Genomic DNA, 26,358 nt, shown 5'->3' with positions numbered 1-26,358 from the left:
GGAGACGGGGAGGGCGCCGGGCCTCACAGGCGGCCGGTGAGCATGCCGTGCCAGTACACGGGCGGCAGGAGGTAACGCTTGAACACCCACATGTCGCGGCGCTCCTTGAAGGTGTCGATCAGCGGGAACGACGGCCGGGGCCGCAGGTCGTAGTCGAACTCGGCGAGCAGCATGCGGTCGCGGGCCGTGACCAGCGGGCAGGACGTGTAGCCGTCGTAACGGTGCGTCGGGGTACGGCCGTTCATCACCTCGACCAGGTTCGCCGCGACCACCGGCGCCTGCTTGCGCACGGCCGCGCCGGTCTTGGAGGTGGGCAGGTGCGCGACGTCGCCGAGCGCGAAGACGGTGTCGTACGACGGGTGTCGCAGCGTGTGCCGGTCGGCCGCGACGAACCCGTGCGGGCTCGCGGGATCGGCGAGCGGGGACGCCTTGATCCAGTCGGGGGCGCTCTGCGGCGGAACGGCGTGCAGGAGGTCGTAGCCGAGCGTCTCCGTCGTGCCGTGCGCGTGGTCGGTGACGGTGATCTCGCGCCGGCCGCCGTCCACGGCCGTCATCTCCGACCGGAACCGCACCTCGACGCCGTAGCGGGACACCACCTGCTCCAGGATTCTGCGGTACTCGTCCACCCGGAACAGCACGGGGTCGGGGAGGACGAAGACGACCCGGATGCCGGCCAGGACCTTCCTCCTGCGCCAGTGGTCGGCCGCCAGGTACATGATCTTCTGCGGTGCCCCGCCGCACTTCACCGGTGTGGCCGGCTGGGTGAAGACGGCGGTGCCCGAGCGCATGTCCCTGATCAGCTCCCAGGTGCGCGGGGCGTACTCGGCCGAGTAGTTGCTGCTCACCCGGTCCCGGCCGACCGCCTCGGCCAGTCCGGGCACACCGTCCCAGTCGAGCTGGAGGCCCGGTGCCAGCACCAGGTGCTCGTAGGCGAGTCGCTCGCCGCCCCACAGGGTCACGGTGCGGGCGTCGGGGTCGATCGCCGTCGCGGCCCGGCGGATCCAGCGCACCCCGTCGGGCACGACCGACCGCTGCGGGCGGCGCGAGCCCTTCAGCGGGGCCTGGCCGCCGCCCACCAGGGTCCACAGCGGCTGGTACCAGTGCGTGTCGGAAGGCTCGACGAGGGCGATGTCGCCGACCCCGGCGCGGCGTAATCGGGCGGCGACGCTGACACCGGCGCTGCCACCGCCGACGATGACGACGCGGTGACGTCCGAGGGGGGAGGAGGACATGGCCCGACTCCTTGTCATGGGGCCGCCCGGTGCGGGGCGACTGCACGGCGTCCGCTGGTACTCCATTGGTGCGCAACTTGTATGCTAGATGGGCGCCGGTCGAGGGCGCCTCGTCGTCCCCAGCGGGACAACTGCTTCAGGCCATTGGCCGCGTGCCCGTCGAGGCGTAGAAAATAGGCCTCATGTCACCAAGCGAGAGCGCCTCCGAACGGGCGTACGCGGCCATCCGCGAGGGCATCCTCAACGGCACCCACGCGGCGGACACCATGCTCGGAGAGGCCCCTCTCGCCGCCCGGCTCGGAGTCAGCCGCACCCCGGTCCGGGCCGCCCTGGCCAGGCTCCAGGACGAGGGCTGGATCACGGTGTACCCCAAGCGGGGCGCGCTCGTGCGCGGCATGAGCGAGAAGGTCGTCGCCGATCTCGCCGACGCCCGGCTGATCCTGGAGGGCACCGGCGTCCAGCGCGCGACCCCGCGACGGCGCCGCGCCATCGCCGAGCGGCTGGCCGAGGACATCGACCGCCAGAAGCGGGCCCTCGCGGACGGTGACCTGCGCCGGTTCGTCGAACTCACCGTCGCCTTCCACCGGTCCTTCGTCGAGGCCGGCGACAACCTGGTGATGCTCGAACTCAACGACCGGCTCGCGGACCGGCAGCGCTTCCTGCTCTTCGCCTACGGCGACACGCTCCTCGGCCGCAGCGACGCCGTCATCGCCGAGCACGAGGACCTCGTCGCCCGCCTGAGAAGCGACGACGGACCGGGCTTCGTCGAAGTGCTCCGCGCCCACCTGGGCGAGACGTACGGCTACGACCTGCGGCGGCTGTGCCCCTGACGGGCTGTGAACCGGCGGCGGCGCGGGCGTTCGGGGTGTCTTCGATCTCGCGTCACGCGGCACCGCACATCACGCCACCTCGGCCGAACCGCCGGACTCGGCGGGGCCCTTGGGCCGCCGGCCGGCCGAGTTCAGGCGAGGTCGGCGAGGTCCTCCTCGGTGAGGGTGATCGCTCCGGCGGCGATGTTCTCCTCCAGGTGGGCGAGCGTGCCGGTGCCGGGGATGGCCAGCGTGACCGGCGAGGAGGCCAGCAGCCAGGCGAGGGCGATCTGCGGGGCCGTGACGCCATGGCGGGCGGCGACCTTGGCCACACGGTCACCGGCCGGGTCGCCGATGCCGCCGCCCAGCGGGAAGAACGGCACATAGGCGATGCCGGCGTCCGCGCAGACGGCCAGCATCTCCGTGTCGTCGCGCTTGCCGGCGTGGAAGTGGTTCTGGACGGCCGCGACCGGCGCGATCGCGCGTGCCTCGGCGAGATGACAGCTGTCGACGTTGCTCAGGCCGAGGTGGCGGATCAGGCCCTCCTCGCGCAGCGCGGCCAGCGCCTCGAAGCGCGCGGCGACGGACTCGCCGTGCGGCGGCTCCCCCAGGCCCCCGATCCGCAGGTAGACCAGATCCAGGCGGTCCACGCCGAGCGTCTCGAGGTTCTCCTCGACCATCGGACGCAGGACCGAGGGGTCGGTGGCCACCGCCAGGCCGCCGTCGGGGGTCCGGGCCGGGCCGACCTTGGTGGCGATGACCAGGCCGGCCGGATAGGGGTGAAGGGCCTCTCGGATCAGGGCGTTGGCCCGCACGGTGCCGTCGCCGCTGGTGTAGAAGGTGGCGGTGTCGATGTGGTCGACACCGAGTTCCACGGCGCGGCGCAGGACGGCGCGCCCGGTCCCGGGGTCGCGGGCCGGGCCGTGGAAGGTGCTCGTGGGCAGGCGCATGGCCCCGAAGCCGATCCGGTCGACCGGCAGTTCGCCACCCAGGCGGAAGTCGTCGCTCATGAACTCATCCTGTGCGGACCGGTGTCGGACCGCGAACCGGTGGCAGCTTGCTGCCACCGGGGAGGACGGCGGGGGGAGAATGGCGGGGTGACGGACATCGTGACGATCCATGGCGACCTGGAACTCCTCGCCCGTACCCGGCAGCTGTTCTCCTCGGTCCATGAGGAGTTCGTCTGCGCCGCCCGCGACCTCGAGACCTGGTCCCGCCCGGCGGCCCGGCGGGTCGCCCGCGACCGGCTGCGTGGCGGCGGCACCCACCGGATCCGCAAGCTCTACAGCCCGTCCGCGCTGGCCGACGAACGCAGCCGGGAGCACCTGGTCGCGCTCGTCGAGCGGGGCGCCCGGGTGCGGATCGCCGCCACCGCCCTCCCGCACGAGACGATCGTCATCGACCGCCGGTGCGCGATCCTCGCCGGCCTGAACGCCCCCGGCGGCCGGGAGTACACGCTCACCACCGCGCCCACCCTGGTCGGCGGGGTGTACGCGCTGTTCGAGGCCGCCTGGGAGACGGCCACCGATCTGGAGGCGTTCCTGCGGGGCGAGCGGCCCCACCTCGACGCCGGGAGCCGTACGGTCCTGCGCGCCCTGGGATCCGGCGCGACCGACGAGAGCGCGGCACGCGAGCTGGGCATGTCCCTGCGCACCTACCGCCGCCGCGTCGCCGAACTCCTCGACACCCTCGACGCGGACTCCCGCTTCCAGGCCGGGATGCGCGCGGGCGAACTGGGCCTGCGGGGCTGAGCGGGCCGTCCGGCAGCCTGCGGGGTTGCGCGGGCCGTCCGGCAGCTCGGGGGGTTGAGCGGCCGGACCGGCAGCCTGCGGCCTGAAATGGCCGCCCGGCCGCCCGGCCGCCCGGCCGCCCGGCCGCCCGGCCGCCCGGCCGCCCGGCAGCCCGGCCGCCCGGCCGCCCGGCAGCCCGCGAGGCTGAACCCGCCGTCCGGCCACCGCCTCAGTGGCCCAGCCCCGCACCCCCGTCCACCGGGATCACGGCCCCGCGCACATACCCGGCACCGGCCAGGAACGCCACGGCGTCGGCCACCTCGTCCGGGTGGACCAGGCGACCGGCCGGCGTCCGGTCCAGCAGCTCGCGGCGCTGCGCCTCGGTGAGCGCGCGGCTCATGTCCGTCTCGGTGAGGCCGGGGGCGACCACGTTGCACGTGATGTCCCGCGCACCGAGTTCGTGCGTCAGCGACCGGGCGAAACCGACCAGCCCGGCCTTCGCCGCCGCGTAGTTGCTCTGCCCGGGGGCGCCGTGCAGGGCCGCCGTGGAGGAGATCAGCACGATCCGGCCGTACCCCTGGGCGAGCATCCCGCGCACCGCGCGCCGGGCGACCCGGAAAGCCCCGGTGAGGTTGGTGTCGACGACGGAGGTGAAGTCCTCCTCGCTCATCCGCAGCAGCAGCCGGTCGTGGACGACACCCGCGTTGGCGACCAGCACGCCGACCGGACCGTGCGCGGCCTCCGCCTCCTCGAAGGCCCGGTCCACCTGCTGACGGTCCCTCACATCACAGCGCAGGGCCAGGAGTTGCACGCCGGAGCCGGAGGGCGGCCCCTCGCCGCGGTGGGTCACCGCGACCCGGTCCCCCGCCGCGGCGAAGCGGCGGGCGACGGCCAGCCCGATCCCCCGGTTTCCACCGGTCACGAAGACCGAGCGGGGAGCCGTGCCCCCTCTGACCGCCGTGTCCCCTCTGACCGCGGTATCCCGTCTCACCGCCGTGTCCCCTCTCACCGCCGTGTCCGCGCTCCTCGCCATGTCAGTCCGTTCCATGTCCACCTCCTCCTCGTCCTCCTCTTCGTCCTCCTCCTCGTCCTTCTCCTCCGTCGGTGGCATTCCGCGTACGCAGCCCCACCGCGGCCACCGCGCACCCGACGAAGGCCACGACCGCCGTCCAGAACGTGGCCGCGTACATCGCGTCGAGGAAGGCGCGGTCGGCCGCGGCCGCCAGCTCCGGCAGCCGCAGCGAACCGGCCAGTGAGCGGGCCGCCTCGGCCGAGGTCCGGGCCCGCTCCGCCGCCTCCGGCGACAACCCCTGTGCCGCGGAGGGCAGTTCGGCCTCGGCCATCCGGTCCCGGTAGACCGCGGAGAGGACCGAGCCGGCCAGCGCCACCCCGAGCGTCCCGCCCACCTGCCGGGTGACGCTGTTGACGGCCGATCCGGCGCCCGCCAGCTGCGGCGGCACCGCGCTCATCATGGCGGCCGTGACCGGTGTGCCGACCAGGCCCATGCCGAAGCCCTGCACGAACAGCAGCGCGACCACGACCGCGATCGGGGTCCCCGCGTCGAACCAGAGATAGCCGACGTACGTGACCGCCGTGACAAGGATCCCGGCCGCGACCGTCCAGCGGGCCGACAGTCGCCCGCTCATCGTCGGGGACGCCTGACTGCCCAGGACGATGCCGACCGCCGCCGCGATCATCACGGTTCCGGCGTCGGCGGGGGACAGGCCACGGGGCCCCTGGAGGTAGAAGGCCGCGTAGAAGAGGTGTCCGGCCAGCGCCCCGAACGCGATCAGCAGCACCACGCTGCCGGCCGTGAACCCGGGCCGCCGGAAGAGACGCAGGTCCAGGCTGGGCGCCGGGGACCTGCCCTGACCGGCCACGAACGCGATGAGCAGAGCCGCGCCCAGGGCGAGGGGCAGCAGGACGTGGGCGCCGTACCAGCTCTGCCCGTTGCCCAGCTCGATGATGCCGTAGACCACACCACCGAGCCCGAGCACCGACAGCGCGAGGCCGGGCAGGTCGAGCACCCTGCGCCCGGGGCCCTTGAGCGCGGGCACCACGGCCACCACCCCGGCCAGACACAGGGCCACGACGGGCACGTTGACCAGGAACACCGAGCCCCACCAGAAGTGGCTGAGCAGTGCCCCGCCCACGACCGGGCCGACGGCCACGCCGAGACCGCTGGACGAGCTCCAGATCGCGATGGCCCGGGTGCGCTTCTCCTCCGGGGTGCTCTGCACGATGACCGACAGCGTCGCGGGCATCAGCAGCGCGCTGCCCGCGCCCATGAAGGCGCGCGCCACGATCAGCCCGCTCGCGTCCGGGGCGAAGGCGCCCGCCCCGGAGGCGGCGCCGAACAGCGCCAGACCCGCGAGGAGCGTGGTCCGCGGCCCGAAGCGGTCGGCCAGCGCACCGCCCGCGAACAGGGTGCCGGCGAAGACCAGGGTGTACGCGCTCGCCACCCACTCCAGCTCGGCGGGGGTCGCGCCCAGGCCGTCGGCCGGGTCGGCCAGCGTGGTGACCGCGACATTGAGGATCGAGGTGTCCAGCCAGATCAGCATCTGGGCGCAGACGACGACCAGGAGGACGGGCCAGGACCGTGATGTCGTCACCGGTTTCCCGGTCTCCTCGGTGCGGCTCACCGCGCTCATCGGACCCCCTCCTCGCCCGTGCCGGTGTCTCCGTAGCTGCGCAGGGCCCGCTCCACCAGCGTGTCGGCCGCGCCCGTGTAGCCGGCCGGATCGAGGAGTTCCGCCAACTGGGCGGGGGTGAAGCGGGACGACAGCTCGGGATGCCCGGACAGCGCCTCGGCGACGGGGCGGCCGCCGCCGGCCGTGACCTCGGTGAGCAGGTCCTTCGCCCGGGCCCTGCCGAGCGCCGGCGCGAGCGCCACCGACAGCCGCTCGGCGACGATCGCGCCACCGGTCAGCCCGAGGTTGGCGCGCATCCGGTCCGGATGGACGACCAGCCCCCGCGCGAGTTCCACGGCGGTGTGCGCGGCCCCGCCCGCCAGCCGCAGCGCCTCCCGCAGCGGCTGCCACTCGGCGTGCCACGCCCCGGCCGGCCGCTCGTCCTCGGCGAGCATGCACTGGGCGAGGACGAGGGCGTGCGCGGGGACCTGCCGGGCGGCCGACACGATCAGCGTGGCGAGCGCGGGATTGCGCTTCTGCGGCATCGCCGACGACGCACCACGCCCGGCGGCCACGGGTTCGGACACCTCACCGATCTCGGTGCGCGACAGCGTCTGCACATCGAGCGCGAACTTCCCGAGCGCCCCGGTGACCAGCTGGAGCACCGCCCCGAGTTCCGCGACGGGCGTGCGCGCGGTGTGCCACGGAAGCACCGGTACGGCCAGCCCGAGCGCGTGTGCGAACGGGGCCATGAGTTCCACGCCGCCCTCGCCGCGCCCGGCCTTGCCACAGCCGCCGTCCAGCGTCGCGTACTCGCGGTACGCGGCGAGCGTGCCCGCCGCGCCGCCCAGCTGGGCCGGGAGACCGGCCGCGACCGCCCGGACCCGGGTCAGGGCGTCGGCGACCAGCTGGAGCCAGCCCGCCGCCTTGAGACCGAACGTGGTGGGTACGGCGTGCTGGGCCAGGGTGCGCCCGGCCAGCACGGTGTGCCGGTGGGCGCCGGCCAGCGCGGCGAGCGCGGTGCGGACACGGTCCAGGTCGGCGGCGATCAGACCGAGCACCCGGTGGGCGACCAGCATGGCCGCCGAGTCGAGGATGTCCTGGCTGGTCGACCCCCGGTGCACATACTCGGCGGCGGCCGGGTCCTTGGCGGCGACCGCCTCGGTGAGCGCGGCGACCAGCGCGACCACCGGATTGGCCGCGGCCCGGGAGGCCCGGGCGAGTGCGACCGGGTCCAGCCGGTCCGCACGGGCCTGCGAGGCGATCACCTCCACGACGGCGGCGGGCGCGAGCCCGACCGCGCACTGGGCCCGGGCCAGCGCCACTTCGGCGTCCAGCATGGCCTGCAACCAGGCCTCGTCGGTCACCTCGGCCGCGGCCGGCGTCCCGGCCCAGGTCGGGGCGAGCAGGCCCGCGTCGGTGCCTACGGACAGCGCGTTCACGCGTATCGACTCCCTGTTCTTGTTCCTGTTGGCACTTCGTCGTCCGCCAGGCCCAGCGCCGCCCGCGCGATCGCGTCCGAGTCCTCCAGCGTCACCGAGCCGACGCCCGGCCGGACACCGACCGCCGTCACCCAGCGCACCCCCTCCGTCGGCACCCCGAACGCGAAGCGGCGCGGATGCGCCCGGCCCGCCGCGTCCACCACCCGGGGCGCGCCACCGGTCACGGCCAGTCCGCCCGTCTCATGGCCGTCCAGCCGGTACGGCGCACAGGCACCGGCCGCGAGGAGCGCGCCCAGCAGGGGATCGGTGCTGCGCCGCAGATCGACGTCGGGCAGCCGCGCCTCGATCAGCGCGCCGACCCGCACCGGCGGCTCCGCCACCCCTTCCGCGTCCACCAGGAAAGCGCCCGCGTCCGCCGAAGGCCGTACCCGCATCCCCGGACCGACGACGTGCAGCACCTCGGCCTCGACCAGCGCGATCAGCTGCTCGATCCGGAAGACCGGCGGGCCGATCGAGGTGAAGGCGTTCAACGGCGTGTACCAGCCGTCCAGTTCGGCGCGGTGGGACGCGCCGGAGACTCCGCCGTGGTCGACCACCAGCCGGATCTCGTTGCGCAGGTCCCGCAGCGCGTCCAGCGCGGCCTTCAGGGGCCCGTTCACATTGCCCCGCCGGGCCTCGACGACGTCCCGCCGCAGATACTCCAGCAGCCAGCCCCGGAACTCGGCCCGGTCGGCGAACTGCCGCTCACCGTAGGGCCGTTCGATCCGCGCCCAGTCCCAGCGCTCGCCGTGCGGCACCGCGTACCGGTCGAGCAGCTCCGCCTCCGGACACCGGCCGGCCACCGCGGACCGTACGAACTCCCCGGCGGCCGCGGGGCCTCGGGCGGCCCTGAGCCACGCCTCGTGGTACACGGTGCGGACCTCGCGGTCGATCAGCGGCCACAGGCCGGCCCGGAAGCCCACCGGGCGCCGCCGCAGCCGCGCGACGACCTGCGGGGTCAGGAACCGGGGGTGGTGGCGGCCGAGCGCGCCCTTCTCGTTCTCGCCCCGGGCGTGGTACGGCACCCCGCGGCGTGAACCGGCGTACAGGACCGGCTCGTTGCCGCTCGGGAGGTACACGAGGCCGGTCTCGCTCTCCTTGAACGTGCCGCCCCGGCCCTCGGTGAGCAGGGCCAGATGGTCGAAGAAGTTCAGCCCCAGTCCCCGCAGGGCGGCCGGCGTGCCCGGCGCGATCCCGCCCAGGTCGGCGTCCGCCGGGTTGCCGGGCCCGACATGGACCAGACCGTGCCGCTCGGCGAAACCGGCCAGCGCCCGCTCGGTCCGGTCGGGTGCGAGGCCGCCGTGGCCGAGCGCCAGCACCACCGCGTCCATCCCCGCGAGCCGCGCGCCGTCGGCCAGCGTCACCGTCTGGCGCCCGTCGGGAGTGTCCTCCAGCGCTACCGCCGTGCAGCGGTGCGCGTGGACCGTCACCCCCTCGGGCGCGGTGCGTAAGAGATGCCGGAACACCCACTCCAGGTAGTGCCCGTGGAACGCCCGGGTCGGATAGGTGTCGGGCCCGAGCCGCCGGGCCTCGGCCAGGACAGCTTCCGGGTGGTCACCGGTGAGCGTGCGGGCCCATGCGTACAGGCTCGGCCCCGGCACCGTCGGCCCGGCGCAGGCCACGCTGTCGTCGGTGAACAGGGTCACCTGGGAGGCGACGGTGTTCATCAGCAGCTCGCCCGGCTGGCCGGTGCGCCACACCGCGCCCGGACCCGGCGGGTACGGGTCGACGAGGTGTACCTCGACCGGCCGGGCGGCGGCCTCGGCGTTGGCGCAGATCCGCTCCAGGACGGACAGCCCGCGCGGACCGGCACCGATCACGCACAGGGTCAGGGCGCCGTGGGGCCGGGTCATTCCTGGCCCAGCCCGTCGCGCCAGCTCGGCCGCACCGGCTTCCAGCCCAGCGCCGCACGGGCCCGGTCGTTGGCCGCGCCGTGCGCCGAGGTGAGCTGATGGGCCATGAACCAGCCGAGCAGCCGTGGCGCGAGGGCCACCGGAACCGTCCGGGGGGAGGGGCCGGCCAGCACCCGGGCGAAGTGCGGGAGCCACTGCGCCGCCGGGGCCGGATCGTCGTCCGTCACATGGAACACGCCGGTGGCCTCCGACTCGACCGCCGCGACGGCAGCCCCCATGGCGTCCTCCACGTGCAGGAACGACATGATCCCGGCCCCGTCCCCGGGCAGCGGCAGCTTCCCGGCCAGCACCGCCCGCGCGGTCCCGCCGGTACGGGCGTACGCGGTCCGGGGGCCGTAGAGCGTGCCGTACCGCAGCACCACGCCCGCGAGATCCGGGGCCTGGGACCGCACCAGCCGCTCCAGCTCGGCGACGGCCCGCACGGTCGCGGCCCAGCCGGCGTCGGGAGCGGCCACGTACAGCGGCGCGTCCTCGTCGAGGACGGGCTCCCCGGCCGGCGCGGCGGCGAAGGCGATCGACTGCGCGACCAGCCGCCGCGCCCCGGCCGCACGGGCCGCCTCCACCAGGTGCGCGGTGCCCTCGGTGCGCAGCCGCGCGGTGAGCGCGAAGGCCCCCGCGGGGTCGTCGCGCAGCAGCCGCAGGGCCGACAGCTGGTGGACGACCACCTCGGGCCCGGCGTCCGCCACCGCCGACAGCACGGCCTCGCGGTCGAGCGCGTCGGCGACGACGACGCCGTCCGCGTCCGGGGCACGGTCCCGGGACCGCGGACGCACCAGCGCGCTCACCCGGTGGCCGCGCGCCCGCAGCGCGCCCACCAGCGGACGGCCCACCACTCCGGTGGCCCCGGCGACGAGTACCCGCACGGCTCAGCCCTCCGTGGCGGTCGGGACGGGGCCGGCGGTCCCGGCGATCCGCATGACCAGCCGGCACGCCTTGTCGCCGTCGCGCAGACAGCTCTCGGCCCGGTTCTCCGTCAGGGTCACCCCGAGCCCCTCGGACCAGCCCGCGTGGATGTCGGTGCAGGGGCACCGGTAGCCGTCCAGCGAACCGGCCATCCGCACCATGGTGACGGCGAAGTTCCGCCTCAGCGTCAGCACGATCGCGTCGTCCTCCTCCACCTCGGTCGAGGCGTTGCGCAGTTCCGGCGGGAACATCCGGTCACCGCACTCGTCGTAGCGGCGGCGCAGCTCCTCGAGGTCCTTGCCGGTGTCCCCGCTGTCGGGGAGCGCGCCGGAGAGACGGGCCACCCGCTGCCCGACGTGCAGGGCGACCTTGCGCAGCGCCTCGGCGTTGATCTCGTTCGCGGCCGCCTGCCCGAACCGCGCGGCCACCCCCTGGTACCAGTGGGCGTCGTGCTGCCACCACAGCCGGTACGCCTCGCCCGCCCGCGCGCGGTGGTTGACTCCGTCGGCACCCGTGTTCGTGCTCATACGTGCTGCTCCTCGGCGGCGAACCTGTCGCGCATCACTCGTTTGAGAACCTTGCCGGTGGCGCCCTTGGCGATCTCGTCCGGCTCCCTGCGCAACGCCCGTGCCACGGGCGGCAGTCCGGCGGCCGTCAGTACGGCGTTGACCCGTTCGGTCCACACCGCCTCGCCCGGGTCGTCGGCGTCGTCCGCGAGGTGGAGCAGCGCGTACGCCTCGGCCTCGCCGTCGCCGTCCCAGTCCGCTCGTACGCCGTCCGGGGCGACCCCGACGACCGTGCAGTCGGTCAGCCCGGGCACCTCGGCCAGCAGGAGTTCCTCGGTGCGGGTGCTGAAGACGATCCCGTCGCGGGTGCGGACGGCGTCCGGCGCCCGGTCGAGGTGGTAGAAGTTGCCGTCCTCGTCCCTGTGGGCGAGGTCCCCGGTGAGCCAGTAGCCGCCCAGCCGCATCCGGTTCCAGGTCAGCGAGTCGTTCCAGTAACCGGGTGTGAGCGTCGGCGACTTCAGGCCCAGCCGGCCGATCCGGCCCGGCGGCAGCGGGGTGCCGTCCTCGGCGAGCACCGCGGCCTCGGCGAAGCTGATCGGCCTGCCGACACAGCGCCCGTACGCCGAGGTGTCCTTGGTGTGCCGGTTGTGGAACACGGAGTAACCGGCTTCCGACGAACCCAGGCCGTCCACGAAGACCGAGCCGTCCACCCGTACGCGGCTCAGGTCCCGGCGGATCTCGACATGACCGCCGTACCGGACGAGCTCCCGGATGTGCGCCTCGTGCGCCGCGTCCCCGGTGTTGAACCACACCTGCACGCTCGACAGATCACGCCGTGTCAGGTCCTCGGCGGCCATCTCGCCGAAGGTCCCGGCGAAGGCCAGCACGGTGGTCGGCCGGAACTCCTCGACCGCGTCGAGCACATCGCAACCGCGCTGGCTGGAGAGGAGCTTGATGTCGGTGCGCAGGAGCAGACAGTAGAGCAGCGTCGCCACCATGGCGTTGTGCGCGCCCGGCAGCCCGACCAGGGTGCGCTCCATGTCGGTCCCGGTGGAGTAGCGCAGCCGGTGCAGCTGCGCGTACATCAGCGTCCGGTGGGTGTGCGGCACGCCCTTGGGCATGCCCGTGGTGCCGGAGGAGTGCGAGATGAGCACCGGGTCGCCGGGGTCGTGCCGGTACGGGTACGCCGACGGCAGCGCGTCGCGGTGCTCGGGCCGGACACCGGCGGCGGTGACGTGGAAACCGAGCCCGCAGTCCGCGAGCACCTCGCGGTGGGCGGCGTCCGTGAACGCGCCGACCGCGCCCTGCCGGCGCACGTACTCCCGTGCGGTGTCGGGGGCCAGATTGCCGTTGACGAACGACGGGATCGCGCCGAGCGAGGTCAGCGCCAGGAAGTTCAGCGCGAACTCCGCGCTGGAGAAGGAGTGCACGGCCACCGGATCACGGGGCCGCACCCCCTGGGCGGCGTACCAGCCCGCGTACGTCTCGACGGCCTCGCGCAGCTCGCCGAGTGTCAGCGCCTCGGGACGGCTGCCGTCCGGTGCCCGCCACCCGCCGTCCGTGCGCAGTACGACCTCGTCGAGCGGACGGCCGTACGCCCCCAGGCGCTCCAGGACGTTGCCGGCGCCCAGTTCGGTGTCGGAGCAGATCCGCGCCCGCTCGTGCCTACTGATGAGCATGGGTCTCCGTCTCGTTCCGTGCGGTGTGGGCCGGCCCGGGCAGGTCCGGGCGGGCGGTGAGGGTGAACACGGCGGGGCGGCGGCGGGCCTCCGCCACGAGGTGATGGCTGCCGCCGTCCCGCAGCAGCCGCCGGTGGGCGTCGGCCAGCTCGAACAGGCCCTGGACGCTGCCGTGGTGGCGGGGGGTGCCGTAACCGGTCGCGTACGACGTCTCGGCGGACCGCACCGTGACCCGGGTGCCGGCGCCGGGGCGGCCGAGCAGCACGGCCGCCGCGAGGCCGGCGGACGCCGGGAGGTCCGGCACCGGGCGGTCGCTCCCGGCGGCCAGCTCCCGATGCACGGCCGCCAGCCGCTCGCCGCCGCCCAGCTCCACGCCCAGCACCAGGACACGGTCCAGCTCCGGGTCCTCCAACAGCAGGTCGGCCATCGCGAGCAGCTCGGTCACCGGGTCGTCGAGGGTGGAGACGCTGAACATCTGCCCGGTGATCCCGAACTCCCGGCTCGTGTGGCCGAGTACGGAGTTGGGGGTGGCCTGCATGAACAGCAGCGGGTTGTGCACCCTCCCGGAGACCATGCGGCTGCTGGCCAGGTCGGCGGTCGTGGTGTCACCCGTCAGACCGGCCAGCACCACGGCCGTACGGGACCCTCCCCCACTCTCGGCTTCGCTCGAGCGGGAGGTGCCCCCATCGGGCCGCTCGGTCAGACACCGCCGGCTCACCTCGTACGCCAGCGGGCTGAAGGCGGACTCCACGAAGCCGGGGAGTCTCGGCAGCGGGATGTCGTCGTCCCGCCCGGTGCCGTGGGTGGCGGTGGCGGTGGCGAGGACGCCGAGGGCGGAACGCAGTACGGGCTTCGTCGTCATGGCCGCTCCAGGACGAGTGCGGTGTTGGCGCCCCCGAAGGCGGCGTTGACGGTGAGAGCCCGGCGCAGATCGGCCTCGCGCGGCCGGTTCGGCACATAGTCGAGGTCGCACTCCGGGTCCGGCGCGGTGAACCCGGCGGTCGGCGGCAGCACCCCGTCCGTCAGGGCCAGCAGCGTGATCACGAACTCCACGACGCCCGCCGCCTCCAGGAGGTGGCCGGTGGTGCTCTTCGTCGAGCTGACCGGGATCGACTCCGCCCGCTCGGGGAAAGCGGCCCGCAGCCCGCGCGTCTCGGCGCCGTCGTTGTACTTCGTGCCGGTGCCATGGGCGTTGACATAGCCGAGAGCCGTGCCCCGCGGATCATCGGCGAGCCGCATCGCCTGCCGCGCCGCGCGGGCGAGACCGGCGCCCTCGGGGTGCGGCTGGGCGATGTGATGGGCGTCGGTGGCCGCGCCCCACCCGACCACGGACGCCGTCGGCCGGGCACCGCGACGCCGGGCGTGCTCGGCGGACTCCAGTACGACGGCCGCCACGCCGTCGCCCAGCAGCAGCCCACTGCGGTCGGCGCTGAACGGGCGCACCATGCCGTCCCGGGACAGTGCCCGCCCCGAGTCGAACTTCCCGAAGGTCTCCTCCTCCACCAGGTAGCCTCCCGCGCACACCGCCACGTCGGCCCGCCCGGAGGAGATCAGCCGGCAGGCGTGCACGATCGCGGCGGCGGAGGCCACACAGGCGTTGGTGAAGGCCAGCCGCGGCCCGACCAGCCCCAGTGCCCCGGCGAACGACTCGGCGAGCCGGGCGGGGACGGCGTCCGAGAGGCGTGCGGGGCCGGGGTCGGCGAGGCGGATGGGGCCGGCGTCCGCGAGGCGTGTGGGGCCGGCGGCGTCTGCGGCGTCGGGAAGCGGAGGACCGGGTCGCGGGCCGGTGGGCGGACTCGGCTCGGTGCCGTCCGCCTCGCCTCCACCACCCCGCCAGTACCGGGTGACCCCGGTATGGTCCCCGGCCACCCCGAGCAGTACCGCCGCCTCCGTGCCCGGGCGCAGGCCCGCCATCTCCATCGCCCGCGCCCCGCACTCGGCGAGCGCGTGGCGCAGGGCCCAGGCCTCGACCGCGTCGGGGCCGTCGGGTGCGGCGGCCGCCATCGGCGTACGGTACGGACCGGTGTCGAAGCGGGTCGTGGGCGCGAACGCGGGCACGCCCGCGAACACCCCGCGCCGCAGGGCATCGGCGCCGGCGCCGAACGCGGTGCGTACCCCGTACCCGGTCACCGTGATCTCACCGGTCATCGCGCTCACCCCCCGTCGGGCGGTTCCGCTCGGCGGCCCGCAGATAGTCGGTGAGCCGGCGCAGTGAGGTCAGCCCGGCGATGTCCTCGTCGCTGGGCTCCACAACCAGGCCGTGCCGCTCCTCCACCACATGCAGCAGCCACACCAACCCCAGGGAGTCCAGGACCAGTTCGGCGTCCTCACCGAGGTCGTCGGGCAGCCCGGGGAAGACGTTGCGGTCCGCCAGCAGTTCCCGGACCGTGTCGGTGGTGAACAGGGACAGCGCGGGGTCCGCCCCGCTCGCCGTGGTCCCCCCGCTCATGCCTTCGCACCGCGCCGGACGACCTCGGCGACCAGCCCGCCAAGGGTCAGGGACGCCAGCGGCTCGATCTCGGTGTCCGGTATCTCCACGCCGAACCGCGACTCCAGCCGCAGCGCCAGCTCGATCAGGCTCAGCGAGTCCACGTCCAGTCCGCCGACGGTCACCGGGCTCTCGTCCGTGATGCCGTCCCGGCTGGTCAGGATGTTCATCTCGTCGATGACCGAGGTCAGGACGAACTCGCGGATCTCGTCTTCCAGGGTCGACGTACTCATGATCAGTGTCTCCACGTGAAGGGTCGGAAGGTCGGAAGGTCGGAAGGGAGGAAGAGGGGGGCGGGGCCCGCCGGGCTACCTGCCGGGCTCTACGGCGGGCTGCATGCCGGGATACACGGCCTGAGGCGGTTACGCGGCGTCGCCGCCCGACACGGACGCCCGGAGCGCCGCGGCCTGGAGCGCCGCCGCCTGGCGCAGCAGCTTCCCGTTGGAGGTGCGGGGCAGGGACTCCAGCAGTCGGATCACGCGGGGCAGCTTGTAGTCGGCCAGCCGCTCCCGGCACCAGCGCAGCAGCTCCTCCGGGGACGGCCGCCCGGCTCCGCCGCCCACCGCGACGTACGCCTCGGTCACGCCCTCGTGGACGAGGATCGCCTGCTCGACGGCCGGATGCTCGCGGAGCACGTGCTCGACCTCGGTCAGGTCCACCTTGAGCCCGCCGATCACCACGAGGGAGTCGGCGCGGCCGTGCACCCGCACCGCCCCGCCGGCGTCGACCGTGGCCCGGTCCCGGGTGTGCAGCCAGCCGTCCGTGTACTGGGTGCCGCCGGAGTCGTGGAGATACGGCGACGTGTCGAGGGCGACGTCCAGTTCGCCCCGGTGCACTCGCACCACCATCCCCGGGGCGGCCGGTCCGACGGCCGGCCGCAGGGTGCCGCCGGTGTCCATCGCGATCACACCGGTCTCGGTGGTCCCGTAGGACTCGCCGACCGGGACGCCGTACCGCTCGGTGAACCGCGCCGCGACCCGCGGGGGCATCAGCTCGCCACCGGACACCGCGACCCGCAGTGCGGGCAGTTCGGGGGGATCGACGGCGGCGAGGAGTTCGTAGTGCATCGGCACCCCGAACAGGGCGGTGATCCGTTGTTCCACCGCGGTCCGCAGGATGTCGCGGGCCGACACGCGGGGCGCGAAGACGACGCGGACGCCGGCCGCGAGCGAGTGCAGCAGCCCGGCGACCAGACCGAAGCTGTGCGCCGTCGAGCTGAGCAGCAGCAGCCGGTCGCCGTGCGTCGGCATGCCGGGGATCCGGGTGAACCGGTCCACCTCCGCGGCGATCGACGCGGCGGTCCTGCCGATGACCTTCGGCCGCCCGGTGGAGCCCGAGCTGAACTGGACCAGCCGGTGGTCGGTGTCGGCCGGCCGGCCACGGCCCTGGCGTTCGGTGACCACCTCGTACTCCGACCGGAAGCCGAACGTCGCCTGGACGTTGGTGCCCGCGCTGACCATGAACTGTGGCCGGCAGGAGGCGCTCAGCCCGGCGATCTCGGCCGGTTTCAGCCGGAAGTCGAAGAGCAGCACCTGGGCGCCGAGCCGCCACAGCGCGAGCAGCACCTCGACCTGGGTGAAGCTGGGCGGGGTCCTGAGGCCCACGGTGCTGCCCGGGCCGATGCCGTATCCGGCGAAGACAGCGGCCTGTTTGGCCACCCGCTCCCGTAACTCGCCTCGACTGACGTTTTCTTGACGGTGAATCAGGAAGGGCTGACGGTCGTCCTGGGCGTCGAGAAGACTCCGGACAGTTGCGTCCATGGGGTCTCAGACCTCCTTGCAGAACTCGCCGATGGGCAGGCCGACATGGCGCTTGTCCGTGGCCAGATGGCCGAGCAGCTCGTCGCCCGCCTGGAGTTCGGTGACGTTCAGGACCTTGCCGCCCGGACCGAGCACCCGGACGTGCCAGTCGTCCTGCACGGTGAGGCTGACCAGCCGGCCGTCCTCGGCGTGCGCGCGGATCTCGAGCAGCGGCCGCGACTCCAGCTTGGCGCGCCCGACCACCACCCGCCGGGTGCGCCCGTCCGCGCCGACCGCCAGCAGCGTGCTGCCGGAACCCACCTCGCTGAGGTAGTTGGTCCGGTTGCCGGGTCCGAGCGTGTACGAGTGCAGGGCACCGGCGTTGACCCGGAACGGCCGGGTCGGCATGTACGGCAGCGGATGGGTCTCGCTGCAGCACAGCACGAACCCGGAGGAGTACGAGCCGACGAGGATGCCCTCGTCCTCCTCGAAGTGCGAGCAGGTGTCCACACAGACGCGGTCGCCGAGTCCGACGTGCCGGATGCTCTCCACGGTCAGCGTGGACAGCTCCAGCGGGGGCGTGGTGGCCTCCAGCAGCCGGGCCAGGGCGAACACCTCGTCGGCGCTGCGGGGCGTGAACAGGATGCCGTCCGAGCCGCGCTCCAGCACGTCGAAGACGATCGCGGCTTCCTCCAGACCGTCGACGACGGTGACCAGCTTGCCCTCGGCCGACTCGGCCGCGGCCAGCACGATCTCCAGCGGGATCTTGGTCGGGTCGGCGAAGTGGATGACGGTGTACGGCAGCACCAGGGCGGCGGAGCACGACAGGCGCAGCGTGCGGTCGTCCCGTACGTCGATGAAGCCGGCGGCCGGGATGCCGGTGCCCGTCTCGGTGTCTGCGGTCCGGTTGGCGGTGGCGAGGGCGTCCAGCTCGGGCTGGGTGGTGAACTTCCGTAGCTGGACGTCGAATCCGGCGGGCCCGGCGCCCGGCTTCTCCCCGGTTCCGCCGGTCTTCTCTCCGGCCTTCTCGCCAGTCTTCTCACCCGGCTTGTCGCCCGCCTTCTTCCCGGCAGCGGGCGTCGTCACGGGCGTGACCGCCCCGTCGGCGACGAGCACCCGGGTCACGGTCGGGGGCAGGGTCCCGAGCAACTCCGCGTCCGCGGATACCACTCCGGCCATCCGGGCGTGGACGGCGGCGTCCACCACCGCCTGGAGCTGCGGGCGGGCGACTTCACGGAGATCGATCCACGCGAATCTCATGCGACACCTGCCACGATCGTCGAGTAGTTGCTGGAGGCGGTTGTGCTGCTTGCGGTTGTGCTGTGTGCGCTTGTGCCGCTCGCGGTTGTGCCGCCGGCGCTCATGCTCAGGTCGTCGGTGACTCCCGGGCCGGGGCCGCCGTGCACCACCGCGGAGAGCCGGGACACCAGGGCGTAGGGGGAGGGGGAGGAGAAGATCCGGCGCCCGATCGCCAGTCCTCGGCAGCCGGCGGCCATCACCGTCGTGCCGTACTCGACGAGGTCGGAGTCGTCCGGGGGGCCGCCCGCCGCGAGGACGGGAATGGGACTGTTGGCGACCACGTCGGCCATCCGCTCCAGTGGCAGTGCCACGGAGGTCTTCACCATGTCCGCGCCCAGGTCGGCGGCGACGTTGGCGACATGGGCAAGGAGGACGGGGTCGCGCGGGTCCTCGATCCGGGGGCCGCGCGGGTAGACCATCGCGATCAGCGGCATGCCCCACGCGTCGCAGGAACGGGCCACCGCCCCGAGGTCGGCGAGCTGCTGGGCCTCGGTGTCCGAGCCGATGTTCACATGGACGCTCACCGCGTCCGCGCCGAGCCGCAGCGCCTCCTCGACGTCGGCGACCAGCACCTTGGCGTTGACGTCACCGGAACAGGCGGTGCTGGCGCTCAGGTGCACCACCAGCGCGCAGCGCTTGAGGATGTCCGGCGCGAAGGAACGGGCCCGCCCCTTGTGCACGATGATCCCGTCGGCCCCGCCGTCCACGAGTGCGCGCAACAGGTCGTCCCACTTGTCGGCGGGGACGATCGGGCCGTCCGAAACACTGTGGTCGAGAGGGACGAGAAGATGCCGGCCGTCCCCCGCCAGAGAAAGTCTTCTTAAGCGCAATAACTTGCCGGTTTTCAGCATGGGTAATGCCCCTTTCCAGCCTGGGGGCCGCATTCCGGAAAGCCGGGACCGCAGCGGTCAGCCGCTGTCGCCGTGGCCGAAAAGCGATGGTAGTAGAACTTTCAAGTTCCCCGCCGCACAGCATTCCGTGAGTGATCGACCGTTGGCAAGGTGTGATCGCGGCGAAATATTCATGCCAACCGCCGCATGAGTATTTGACAGCTGCTTGACAGGTGCGGCGGGTTGACGCCGTCAGCGGGTGCTGTTCGCCAGTGTTCTCTGCATATTGGGCCGATCTGCCCCACCCGTGCCCGCATCGAACGCTTTATCGTCCCGTGGCACGTGTACATGGTCGAATAGTCGAACGGGAAGGCCATTTCGACGAAATTGAATTTCCGGTCGGGGTGGTGACAGGAGCCCTCCGGTTCGTGTTACATGCGAGGCCTTCCCGTCCCCATTCGAGCCCGGAGTGCGCGGACCGCGCGGACCGGGCGTACCGGAAGTGACTCACCATGCCTGAATTACCGTCCAATACCGTCCCCAAGTCCGTTTCCGGCCCGGCCGGCCCCGCACCGGCCACGCCGCCGTCCCCGCCGTCCCCGCCGTCGCCGTCCTCACCGTCCCCGGCGAAGCGGGCCGCCGGAGCGAGAGTGTCGCGGGTCGCCGGCGCGAGCCTCGTCGGCACGACGATCGAGTACTACGACTTCGCGGTGTACGGCACGGCCAGCGCGCTCGTCCTCGGGCCCGCCTTCTTCCCCTCCGGCAACCCCACCGTCTCCTCCCTCGCCGCGTTCCTCACGTTCGCTGCGGCCTTCCTCTCCCGCCCGCTCGGCGTCGCCCTGTTCGGCACGATCGGCGACCGGCTCGGCCGTCGGCGCGCCCTGGTCGTCTCGCTCATGCTGATGGGCGTGTCGACGGTCGGCGTCGGACTGCTGCCCACGTACGAGACCGCCGGACTCCTCGCCCCCGTCCTCCTGGTGACGCTCCGTCTGCTCCAGGGCGTGAGCATGGGTGGCGAGTGGGGCGGGGCGGTGCTGCTGGCCGCGGAGCACGCGCCGCCCGGCCGCCGCGCGCTGTACGCCGCCATCCCCAACGCCGGCCCCTCGCTCGGCTTCCTGCTGTCCACCGCCGTCATCCTGCCCACCCTGAACCTCGCGGGCCGGGACGCCTTCACCGACTGGGCCTGGCGCATCCCGTTCCTGCTCAGCACCGTGCTCGTCGTGGTCGGCCTGTGGGTGCGGACGGCGGTCGCCGAGTCCCCGGTGTTCACGGAGGCGGCCGGCCGTACGGCGCCCGCGCACCCCCGCTTCCCGCTCGGCACGCTCCTCGCCCGCCACCCCGGCCGGCTGCTCCTCGGCGTCGGCGCGGCGCTCGGCGGCTCGGCCGTCTACTACCTGACGATCGTCTACAGCCTGTCGTACGGGCCGAAGGAACTCGGCATCCCGCAGAACACGATGCTGACCGCCGCGAGCGTCGGCGCGGCCGCCGGGATCGCCGTCACCCTCCCGGCCGCCCGGCTGGCCGACCGGATCGGCCGCCGCCCCGTCATGGTGACCGGGGCGGCCGGCTGCGTGCTCTGGGCCGTGCCCATGTACGCCTCGCTGGACTCCCGCGACGCGTGGGTGATCACCGGTGCCTACACGGTCGGACTCATGCTGCTCGCGCTGATGTTCTCGCCGGTCGCCGCCTTCCTCCCCGAACTCTTCCCGGCCCGGCTGCGCTACACCGGCGCCTCCGCGGCCTTCATCCTCGCCAACACCCTCGGCGGCGGCTTCGCCCCGCTCGTCGCCACCTGGCTGAACAGTCGTTGGGGCTCACCGCTCGTCCTCGGCTTCTACACCGGCGGCCTCTGCCTGCTGAGCCTGCTGTGCCTGCTGGCCCTGCCCGAGACGCGCGACCACGAGTTCGACCGGTTGTGATGTGAGACACATCCTGTGAGGGCTGGAACTTTGGTTGAAACCTTTGTCATCTAGGGTGACGAAATCCTTCTGCCCCTCAGCAGGCAACTGGAGCGTTCCTCCATGTCCGACAGGTCCCCTGCCGTGCCCGCACCATCCTCCGCGACCGCCGCCACGGCCGACTACGCCCGGATCTACGAGGAGCAGCAGCCGCGTCTCGTCGCGTACGCCCGCTCGCTCACCCGGAACGCCTGGACCGCCGAGGACCTCGTCGCCGAGGCGCACTTCCGGGTCTGGCGGCGACTGGCCGAGGGGCACGAGATCGACAACGTACCGGCGTACCTCAGGACGACGGTCCGGCACCTCGCGATCGCCTCCGGTACCGCCGTGCGCGAGACACCGCAGGATCCCCAGGCCGACGAGCGGGCCGGCACGGGCCCGCACGCCGGCGATCCGGCCGAACAGGTGGCCTCCGTCGATCTGGTGGTACGGGTCCTGGGCGAGCTGCCCGAACGCTGGGTCAGGGCGCTGTGGCTGGCGGAGGCGGAGGGCCAGCCGCTGGCCGCGATCGGGCCGCAGCTCGGCACCAAGGAGGGCGCCACGGCCGTCCTGCTGCACCGCGCCCGGGAAGGTATGCGACAGGCCTTCCTGCGCACGCAGTCCGGCGCGCCGGACGATCCCACGTGCCAGGTGCACTGGGCCCGGATGCCCGCGTACGTCCGGGGCGCCGCGACCGCGCGTCAGCGCGAGCGACTCCTCGGCCATGTGGACGCGTGCGACGACTGCCGTGAGCGGCTCGCCGCGCTGATGCTCGCGAACAACCGCTTGCCGGCTCTCGTCGGCCCGGCCCTGCTCGTCTTCGTACTGGGCGGCACGGGCAAGTTCCTGCTCGGCTTCGCGGCGGGGGCCGCGGGTGTGGCGACCGGGGCCACGGCAGCTACAGCGACGACGGCGGCTACGGCAACGACGACCTCGGTGGGCGGGCCGGGCGCAGGCCTGCTGCACGGGGTGCGCCATGCCGCGATCGGTGGCTCCAAGGCCCCCGTGGCGGTGGCGGCCGGTGCGCTCGCGGCGGGTGCCGCCGCGGTCTGCCTCGTCCTCGTCGGGCCCGGCACCACTCCCGTACCGGCCGAGCGGACACCGGTGGCGGACCTGCCCGTGGCCCAAGTGCCGGTGGCCGAGGCGCCGGTCGACGAGATACCGGTGTCGGCGCCGTCGAAGGCCCCCGTCGGGGCGGAGGCTCCGGAGGACCTCGTCATCTCCGTGCCGCGGCCCGAGGGCCGGGAAGGGGAGCGGCTCCGGACGGACACCGCGGACACGACCCCCGAGACCCCGGCCGCCACCACGCCCCCGGCATCCTCGGACACGACGGACGGAAACGGGACGGACGCGTCGCCGCCCCCCGAGGAGCCGGTGGACGAAAAGCCCGTCCCCCCGACCGACGAGGGCACACCGGAGTCACCGCAAGCCCCGGCCCCGGAACCCGAGACACCGCCCGCGACGGACCCGGAACCGGCCCCCGTGGGTACCGATGAGGGCACCGAAGGCGACGGTACCGACTGCCCCGCCGACCACGAGGACACGGGGCACGGGAGTCGCACCGGACACGGGCGCGGGAACGGGCACGGACAGGGGCGGGGGCAGGGTCACGGGCACGGGCACGGAGGTCAGGGCCACTAGGGCGGCCACGGCCCAGGCGGTGAACAGGAGCCCCGCCACAAGGATTTCGCCTCCGCCCGGCCCCGCTGAGCCGGTTCCCGCTCGGTGGCCCGCTCCAGCCGTACGATCACGCTCTTCGACGTCGGCGTGTTGCTGATGTCCGCGACGCTGTCGAGCGGGACCAGGACGTTCGTCTCCGGGTAGTACGCGGCGGCCGAACCCGGGGGAGTCGGGTAGCCGACGACACGGAAGGCGTCCGCGCGGCGCTCCGAACCGTCGGACCAGACGCTGACCAGGTCGACGAGAGCGCCGTCCGCGAGCCCGAGGCCGGCGAGGTCGGCCGGGTTCACCAGGACGACGCGCCGGCTGCCCTTGATGCCCCGGTAGCGGTCGTCGTTCGCGTACGGGATCGTGTTCCACTGGTCGTGCGAGCGCAGCGTCTGCAGGACCAGGTGGCCCTCGGGCGCCTCGAGCAGCGTGAAGTCGTTGGCGGTGAAGACGGCCTTGCCGCTGGGCGTGCGGAACACCTTGCTGTTGACCGGGTTGGGCAGCCGGAACCCGCCGGGGCGCCGCACGCGCTCGTTGAAGTCCTCGAACCCGTCGACGACCCGGGAGATGCGGTCGCGGACGGTGTCGTAGTCGGCCTCGAAGTCCTCCCACGGGATGTCCGGCCGCTCGCCCAGGACCCTGCGGGCGAGGCGGCTGAGGATGGACACCTCGCTCAGCAGGTGCGCGGAGGCCGGGGCCAGCCGGCCGCGGGTGGCGTGGACCTCGCTCATGGAGTCCTCGACGGTCATGAACTGCTCCCCGCTCGCCTGGACGTCACGGTCGCTGCGCCCGAGCGTGGGCAGGATCAGCGCGGTGCGTCCGCACACGGCGTGGGACCGGTTGAGCTTGGTCGAGATGTGCGCCGTCAGACGGCAGCTGCGCAGGGCGCGCTCGGTGACGTCGCTGTCGGGCGTGGCCCGGACGAAGTTGCCCGCCACCCCGACGAAGACCTTCGCGCGACCGTCGCGCATGGCCCGGATGGAGTCCACGGAGTCCAGCCCGTGCGCCGTCGGCGCGGTGAACCGGAACTCACGCCCCAACCGGTCCAGGAACGGCTGCGGCATGCGCTCCCAGATGCCCATCGTCCGGTCGCCCTGCACGTTGCTGTGCCCACGGACCGGGCACACGCCCGCGCCCGGCCGGCCGATGTTGCCGCGCAGGAGCAGGAAGTTGACGACCTCCCGGATGGTGGGCACGCCGTGCTTGTGCTGGGTCAGGCCCATGGCCCAGCAGACGATGACGCTGCGGCTCTCCAGGACGCGCGTGTGCACCTGCTCGATCTCGTCCCGGCTCAGCCCGGTGGCGCGCAGGACGTCGTCCCAGGAGGTCGTGCGGATGTGGTCGGCGAAGGCGTCGTAACCGGTGGTGTGAGCGGCGATGAACTCCTGGTCCAGGACCGTCCCCGGCTCCTTGTCCTCCGCCTCGACCAGCAGCAGGTTCAGCGCCTGGAACAGGGCGAGGTCGCCCCCGGGCCGGATCTGGAGGAACTGGTCGGCGACGTCCGTGCCCCGGCCGAGCACGCCCCGCGCCTTCTGCGGATGCTTGAACCGCAGCAGTCCCGCCTCGGGCAGCGGGTTCACGGCCACCACCCGGCCGCCGCGGCGTTTGGTCTCCTCCAGCGCGGACAGCATGCGCGGGTGGTTCGTGCCCGGGTTCTGCCCCACGACGAACACCAGGTCGGCGTTGTAGAGGTCGTCGAGGCTCACACTGCCCTTGCCGATGCCCAATGTCTCGTTCAGGGCCGAACCGCTGGACTCGTGGCACATGTTGGAGCAGTCGGGGAGGTTGTTGGTGCCGAAGGCCCGCGCGAACAGCTGGAGCAGGAAGGCGGGTTCGTTGGCCAGCCGCCCCGAGGTGTAGAACAGCGCCTCGTCCGGGTGGTCCAGGGCACGCAGTTCGCGGGCGAGCAGGTCCAGCGCCTCGTCCCAGCCGATCGGCTCGTAGTGCCGCGCGCCCTCGCGCAGCACCATCGGTTCGGTCAGCCGGCCCTGCTGGTTGAGCCAGCGGTCGGACTTCAGGCTCAGCTCGTCCACGGAGTACCGCCGGAAGAACTCGGCGGTCACCCGCCGCGAGGTGGCCTCGTCGCTGATGTGCTTGGCGCCGTTCTCGCAGTACTCGTTGCGATGCCGCTGCCCCGGCGCGGGCTCGGGCCAGGCACAGCCCGGACAGTCGAAACCCTTCGTCTGGTTGATGCCGAGGAGGGTGAGCGCGGTGCGCTTCGGCGAGGTCTGGCCCAGCGCGTAGCGCAGGGCGTGCACGACCGCGGGCGCGCCGGTGGCCCAGGTCTTGGGAGCGGTCACGGACAGGTGTCGGCCGTCCGTCTCGTCCTCGTCGTCCTGTCCGTCGGGTTCGTCGAAGTCCCGCATCTCGTGTCACGCCCTCTCGCCGGCCCTTCCTCCCCACTCTTCGCCGACGCGTCGGGCCTGGTCAAAGCGGTGGTTCCGATCGCCCGATAGGCGGCGCCGATCAGTGCCCGTGCCCGTGCCCGGATCAGGGGGATCATGGAGGTGTGCTGCTGCGCCAACTCGAATACCTCGTCGCCCTCGCCCGAGCCCGCCACTTCGCGAAGGCGGCGCAGGCCTGCTACGTCTCCCAGCCGGCCCTCTCCGAGGGCATCCGGAAACTGGAGGAGGAACTGGGCATCCCGCTGGTCCAGCGGGGACGCAGGTTCGACGGTCTCACCCCGGAGGGCGAGCGGGTCGTCCTGTGGGCGCAGCGCATCCTCGCCGACCGTGACGCGATGGAGGACGAGATCCAGGCGCTGCGCTCCGGTCTGACCGGCCGGCTGCGCATCGGAACCGTCCCGACCGCGGCCACGGCGGTCGCCCTGCTCACCCAGCCGTTCTGCGCCGCCAATCCGCTGGCGACCGTTCAGGTGTTCGCCGACCTTCGGGCGGAGGACATCGTGACCCGGCTCCAGGCGTACGAACTCGACGCCGCCGTGACCTACCACAGCTCCGCCCTCGCCCACGGCTTCACGTTCGTCCCGCTGTATCGGGAACGCTATGTCCTGCTGATCCAGCGCTCCGCCGCCGACTCCGGACCCGCCGACATCTCCTGGGAGGAGGCGGCCCAGTACCCGCTGTGCCTGTTGCATCCGATGATGCAGGGCCGCCAGGTCCTCGACGCGGTCTTCGAGGCGGTCGGTGTCTCGGTGACCCCACGGGTGGAGACGGACTCCATCGCCTCCCTCTTCGCGCACGTCCGGGCGGGCCAGTGGGCGAGCATCGTGCCGCACGCCTGGCTGCACGTCTTCGGCGTCCCCGCCGGCATGCACGCCGTCCCGCTGGTCCGGCCCGTTCGCACGGAACGCATCGGCCTGATGCTCCCGTCCCGCGACCCCGTCCCCGTCATCGCCCAGGCGCTCATCGACGCGGCCGCCGAGGCCGGTATCTCGGCGGCGCTGGAACGGTTGCCCGACTAGGACCTGTCCGGCCGATCACGTCGCAGGAAAGCGACGGTGCCTCGGTAGTGCCGGTGAGCGGGGTGTGGTGCGTGCAGCTGGAGACGAGGG

Annotated in this window: 22 protein-coding genes; 5 read left to right on the top strand and 17 right to left on the bottom strand. The window is 73.3% G+C overall.

Annotated elements, in window-relative coordinates; genetic code table 11:
• Positions 1 to 23 precede the first annotated feature (23 nt).
• Positions 24 to 1,232, bottom strand: coding sequence for an NAD(P)/FAD-dependent oxidoreductase (locus ACZ6D7_RS24440; RefSeq protein WP_469494411.1), 1,209 nt, complete (start codon positions 1,230 to 1,232; stop codon positions 24 to 26).
• A gap of 182 nt (positions 1,233 to 1,414) precedes the next feature.
• Between ACZ6D7_RS24440 and ACZ6D7_RS24435 the strand changes: the two genes are divergently transcribed.
• A complete protein-coding gene (locus ACZ6D7_RS24435; RefSeq protein ID WP_469494409.1) occupies positions 1,415 to 2,062 on the top strand; it encodes a GntR family transcriptional regulator in 648 nt (215 codons plus the stop codon).
• Between the two features lie 131 nt (positions 2,063 to 2,193).
• Here ACZ6D7_RS24435 and ACZ6D7_RS24430 read toward each other — a convergent pair whose 3' ends face one another.
• Positions 2,194 to 3,051, bottom strand: coding sequence for an oxidoreductase (locus ACZ6D7_RS24430; protein ID WP_469494406.1), 858 nt, complete (start codon positions 3,049 to 3,051; stop codon positions 2,194 to 2,196).
• An 87-nt stretch (positions 3,052 to 3,138) separates the two neighbouring features.
• Between ACZ6D7_RS24430 and ACZ6D7_RS24425 the strand changes: the two genes are divergently transcribed.
• Positions 3,139 to 3,792 carry a DNA-binding response regulator gene (locus ACZ6D7_RS24425; RefSeq protein WP_469494404.1) on the top strand — a complete coding sequence of 218 codons (654 nt, stop codon included), beginning with the start codon at positions 3,139 to 3,141 and terminating at the stop codon, positions 3,790 to 3,792.
• 208 nt (positions 3,793 to 4,000) lie between these two features.
• Here ACZ6D7_RS24425 and fabG read toward each other — a convergent pair whose 3' ends face one another.
• From fabG to ACZ6D7_RS24355, 14 genes are all read right to left on the bottom strand, one after another.
• Positions 4,001 to 4,762 carry a 3-oxoacyl-ACP reductase FabG gene (gene fabG / locus ACZ6D7_RS24420; RefSeq protein ID WP_469494808.1) on the bottom strand — a complete coding sequence of 254 codons (762 nt, stop codon included), beginning with the start codon at positions 4,760 to 4,762 and terminating at the stop codon, positions 4,001 to 4,003.
• A 43-nt stretch (positions 4,763 to 4,805) separates the two neighbouring features.
• Complete coding sequence (locus tag ACZ6D7_RS24415; RefSeq protein ID WP_469494401.1) at positions 4,806 to 6,422, bottom strand: MFS transporter; 1,617 nt, start codon at positions 6,420 to 6,422, stop codon at positions 4,806 to 4,808.
• Complete coding sequence (locus tag ACZ6D7_RS24410) at positions 6,419 to 7,849, bottom strand: nitrosuccinate lyase (protein WP_469494805.1); 1,431 nt, start codon at positions 7,847 to 7,849, stop codon at positions 6,419 to 6,421. The genes ACZ6D7_RS24415 and ACZ6D7_RS24410 overlap by 4 nt, the downstream gene beginning before the upstream one ends.
• Complete coding sequence (locus tag ACZ6D7_RS24405; RefSeq protein WP_469494398.1) at positions 7,840 to 9,735, bottom strand: FAD/NAD(P)-binding protein; 1,896 nt, start codon at positions 9,733 to 9,735, stop codon at positions 7,840 to 7,842. The genes ACZ6D7_RS24410 and ACZ6D7_RS24405 overlap by 10 nt, the downstream gene beginning before the upstream one ends.
• On the bottom strand, positions 9,732 to 10,658 hold the full coding sequence (locus ACZ6D7_RS24400) for an NAD-dependent epimerase/dehydratase family protein (RefSeq protein ID WP_469494396.1): 927 nt from the start codon (positions 10,656 to 10,658) through the stop codon (positions 9,732 to 9,734). Before ACZ6D7_RS24400 ends, ACZ6D7_RS24405 begins: the two co-directional genes overlap by 4 nt.
• A gap of 3 nt (positions 10,659 to 10,661) precedes the next feature.
• On the bottom strand, positions 10,662 to 11,225 hold the full coding sequence (locus ACZ6D7_RS24395) for a hypothetical protein (protein WP_469494393.1): 564 nt from the start codon (positions 11,223 to 11,225) through the stop codon (positions 10,662 to 10,664).
• Positions 11,222 to 12,883, bottom strand: a complete 1,662-nt coding sequence (locus ACZ6D7_RS24390) for a class I adenylate-forming enzyme family protein (RefSeq protein ID WP_469494390.1) — start codon at positions 12,881 to 12,883, stop codon at positions 11,222 to 11,224. The genes ACZ6D7_RS24395 and ACZ6D7_RS24390 overlap by 4 nt, the downstream gene beginning before the upstream one ends.
• A complete protein-coding gene (locus ACZ6D7_RS24385) occupies positions 12,870 to 13,745 on the bottom strand; it encodes a hypothetical protein (RefSeq protein ID WP_469494387.1) in 876 nt (291 codons plus the stop codon). Before ACZ6D7_RS24385 ends, ACZ6D7_RS24390 begins: the two co-directional genes overlap by 14 nt.
• Positions 13,742 to 15,031, bottom strand: a complete 1,290-nt coding sequence (locus ACZ6D7_RS24380; protein ID WP_469494384.1) for a beta-ketoacyl-[acyl-carrier-protein] synthase family protein — start codon at positions 15,029 to 15,031, stop codon at positions 13,742 to 13,744. Before ACZ6D7_RS24380 ends, ACZ6D7_RS24385 begins: the two co-directional genes overlap by 4 nt.
• Positions 15,021 to 15,332 carry an acyl carrier protein gene (locus ACZ6D7_RS24375; RefSeq protein WP_469494381.1) on the bottom strand — a complete coding sequence of 104 codons (312 nt, stop codon included), beginning with the start codon at positions 15,330 to 15,332 and terminating at the stop codon, positions 15,021 to 15,023. The genes ACZ6D7_RS24380 and ACZ6D7_RS24375 overlap by 11 nt, the downstream gene beginning before the upstream one ends.
• Positions 15,329 to 15,604, bottom strand: a complete 276-nt coding sequence (locus tag ACZ6D7_RS24370) for an acyl carrier protein (protein WP_469494378.1) — start codon at positions 15,602 to 15,604, stop codon at positions 15,329 to 15,331. Before ACZ6D7_RS24370 ends, ACZ6D7_RS24375 begins: the two co-directional genes overlap by 4 nt.
• A gap of 129 nt (positions 15,605 to 15,733) precedes the next feature.
• Positions 15,734 to 17,131, bottom strand: a complete 1,398-nt coding sequence (locus ACZ6D7_RS24365; RefSeq protein WP_469494375.1) for a class I adenylate-forming enzyme family protein — start codon at positions 17,129 to 17,131, stop codon at positions 15,734 to 15,736.
• A 6-nt stretch (positions 17,132 to 17,137) separates the two neighbouring features.
• Positions 17,138 to 18,370 (bottom strand): 3-dehydroquinate synthase II family protein, encoded by a 1,233-nt coding sequence (locus ACZ6D7_RS24360; RefSeq protein WP_469494373.1) that lies wholly within the window; start codon positions 18,368 to 18,370, stop codon positions 17,138 to 17,140.
• A complete protein-coding gene (locus tag ACZ6D7_RS24355) occupies positions 18,367 to 19,260 on the bottom strand; it encodes a 2-amino-3,7-dideoxy-D-threo-hept-6-ulosonate synthase (RefSeq protein WP_469494370.1) in 894 nt (297 codons plus the stop codon). Before ACZ6D7_RS24355 ends, ACZ6D7_RS24360 begins: the two co-directional genes overlap by 4 nt.
• 491 nt (positions 19,261 to 19,751) lie before the next feature.
• On the opposite strand from ACZ6D7_RS24355, the gene ACZ6D7_RS24350 reads away from it, so the two are divergent.
• Both ACZ6D7_RS24350 and ACZ6D7_RS24345 read left to right on the top strand, forming a co-directional pair.
• Positions 19,752 to 21,158, top strand: a complete 1,407-nt coding sequence (locus tag ACZ6D7_RS24350) for an MFS transporter (protein ID WP_469494368.1) — start codon at positions 19,752 to 19,754, stop codon at positions 21,156 to 21,158.
• Positions 21,159 to 21,260: 102 nt separating this feature from the next.
• Positions 21,261 to 22,817 carry a sigma-70 family RNA polymerase sigma factor gene (locus ACZ6D7_RS24345; protein ID WP_469494365.1) on the top strand — a complete coding sequence of 519 codons (1,557 nt, stop codon included), beginning with the start codon at positions 21,261 to 21,263 and terminating at the stop codon, positions 22,815 to 22,817.
• Here ACZ6D7_RS24345 and ACZ6D7_RS24340 read toward each other — a convergent pair.
• The gene (locus tag ACZ6D7_RS24340) at positions 22,814 to 25,210 is read right to left on the bottom strand and encodes an FdhF/YdeP family oxidoreductase (protein WP_469494362.1); all 2,397 of its coding nucleotides are present in this window, start codon (positions 25,208 to 25,210) and stop codon (positions 22,814 to 22,816) included. The two genes, ACZ6D7_RS24345 and ACZ6D7_RS24340, sit on opposite strands and share 4 nt — an antisense overlap.
• A 143-nt stretch (positions 25,211 to 25,353) precedes the next feature.
• Here ACZ6D7_RS24340 and ACZ6D7_RS24335 point away from each other — a divergent pair, with 143 nt between their 5' ends.
• Entirely contained in the window at positions 25,354 to 26,268 is a 915-nt protein-coding gene (locus ACZ6D7_RS24335) for a LysR family transcriptional regulator (RefSeq protein ID WP_469494359.1), read from the top strand.
• Positions 26,269 to 26,358 lie beyond the last annotated feature (90 nt).

The organism is Streptomyces sp. NPDC041784 (assembly GCF_055591025.1).
Note: the sequence above shows the minus strand (reverse complement) of the source record. Positions and strands in the feature narration are given on the sequence as shown.

Bases quoted from the DNA above. Each gene is read 5' to 3' on its own strand.
- ACZ6D7_RS24440 (WP_469494411.1), bottom strand. From the start codon at position 1,232: ATGTCCTCCTCCCCCCTCGGACGTCACCGCGTCGTCATCGTCGGCGGT.
- ACZ6D7_RS24435 (WP_469494409.1), top strand. From the start codon at position 1,415: ATGTCACCAAGCGAGAGCGCCTCCGAACGGGCGTACGCGGCCATCCGC.
- ACZ6D7_RS24430 (WP_469494406.1), bottom strand. From the start codon at position 3,051: ATGAGCGACGACTTCCGCCTGGGTGGCGAACTGCCGGTCGACCGGATC.
- ACZ6D7_RS24415 (WP_469494401.1), bottom strand. From the start codon at position 6,422: ATGAGCGCGGTGAGCCGCACCGAGGAGACCGGGAAACCGGTGACGACA.
- ACZ6D7_RS24405 (WP_469494398.1), bottom strand. From the start codon at position 9,735: ATGACCCGGCCCCACGGCGCCCTGACCCTGTGCGTGATCGGTGCCGGT.
- ACZ6D7_RS24395 (WP_469494393.1), bottom strand. From the start codon at position 11,225: ATGAGCACGAACACGGGTGCCGACGGAGTCAACCACCGCGCGCGGGCG.
- ACZ6D7_RS24390 (WP_469494390.1), bottom strand. From the start codon at position 12,883: ATGCTCATCAGTAGGCACGAGCGGGCGCGGATCTGCTCCGACACCGAA.
- ACZ6D7_RS24385 (WP_469494387.1), bottom strand. From the start codon at position 13,745: ATGACGACGAAGCCCGTACTGCGTTCCGCCCTCGGCGTCCTCGCCACC.
- ACZ6D7_RS24380 (WP_469494384.1), bottom strand. From the start codon at position 15,031: ATGACCGGTGAGATCACGGTGACCGGGTACGGGGTACGCACCGCGTTC.
- ACZ6D7_RS24375 (WP_469494381.1), bottom strand. From the start codon at position 15,332: ATGAGCGGGGGGACCACGGCGAGCGGGGCGGACCCCGCGCTGTCCCTG.
- ACZ6D7_RS24370 (WP_469494378.1), bottom strand. From the start codon at position 15,604: ATGAGTACGTCGACCCTGGAAGACGAGATCCGCGAGTTCGTCCTGACC.
- ACZ6D7_RS24365 (WP_469494375.1), bottom strand. From the start codon at position 17,131: ATGGACGCAACTGTCCGGAGTCTTCTCGACGCCCAGGACGACCGTCAG.
- ACZ6D7_RS24360 (WP_469494373.1), bottom strand. From the start codon at position 18,370: ATGAGATTCGCGTGGATCGATCTCCGTGAAGTCGCCCGCCCGCAGCTC.
- ACZ6D7_RS24355 (WP_469494370.1), bottom strand. From the start codon at position 19,260: ATGCTGAAAACCGGCAAGTTATTGCGCTTAAGAAGACTTTCTCTGGCG.
- ACZ6D7_RS24350 (WP_469494368.1), top strand. From the start codon at position 19,752: ATGCCTGAATTACCGTCCAATACCGTCCCCAAGTCCGTTTCCGGCCCG.
- ACZ6D7_RS24345 (WP_469494365.1), top strand. From the start codon at position 21,261: ATGTCCGACAGGTCCCCTGCCGTGCCCGCACCATCCTCCGCGACCGCC.
- ACZ6D7_RS24340 (WP_469494362.1), bottom strand. From the start codon at position 25,210: ATGCGGGACTTCGACGAACCCGACGGACAGGACGACGAGGACGAGACG.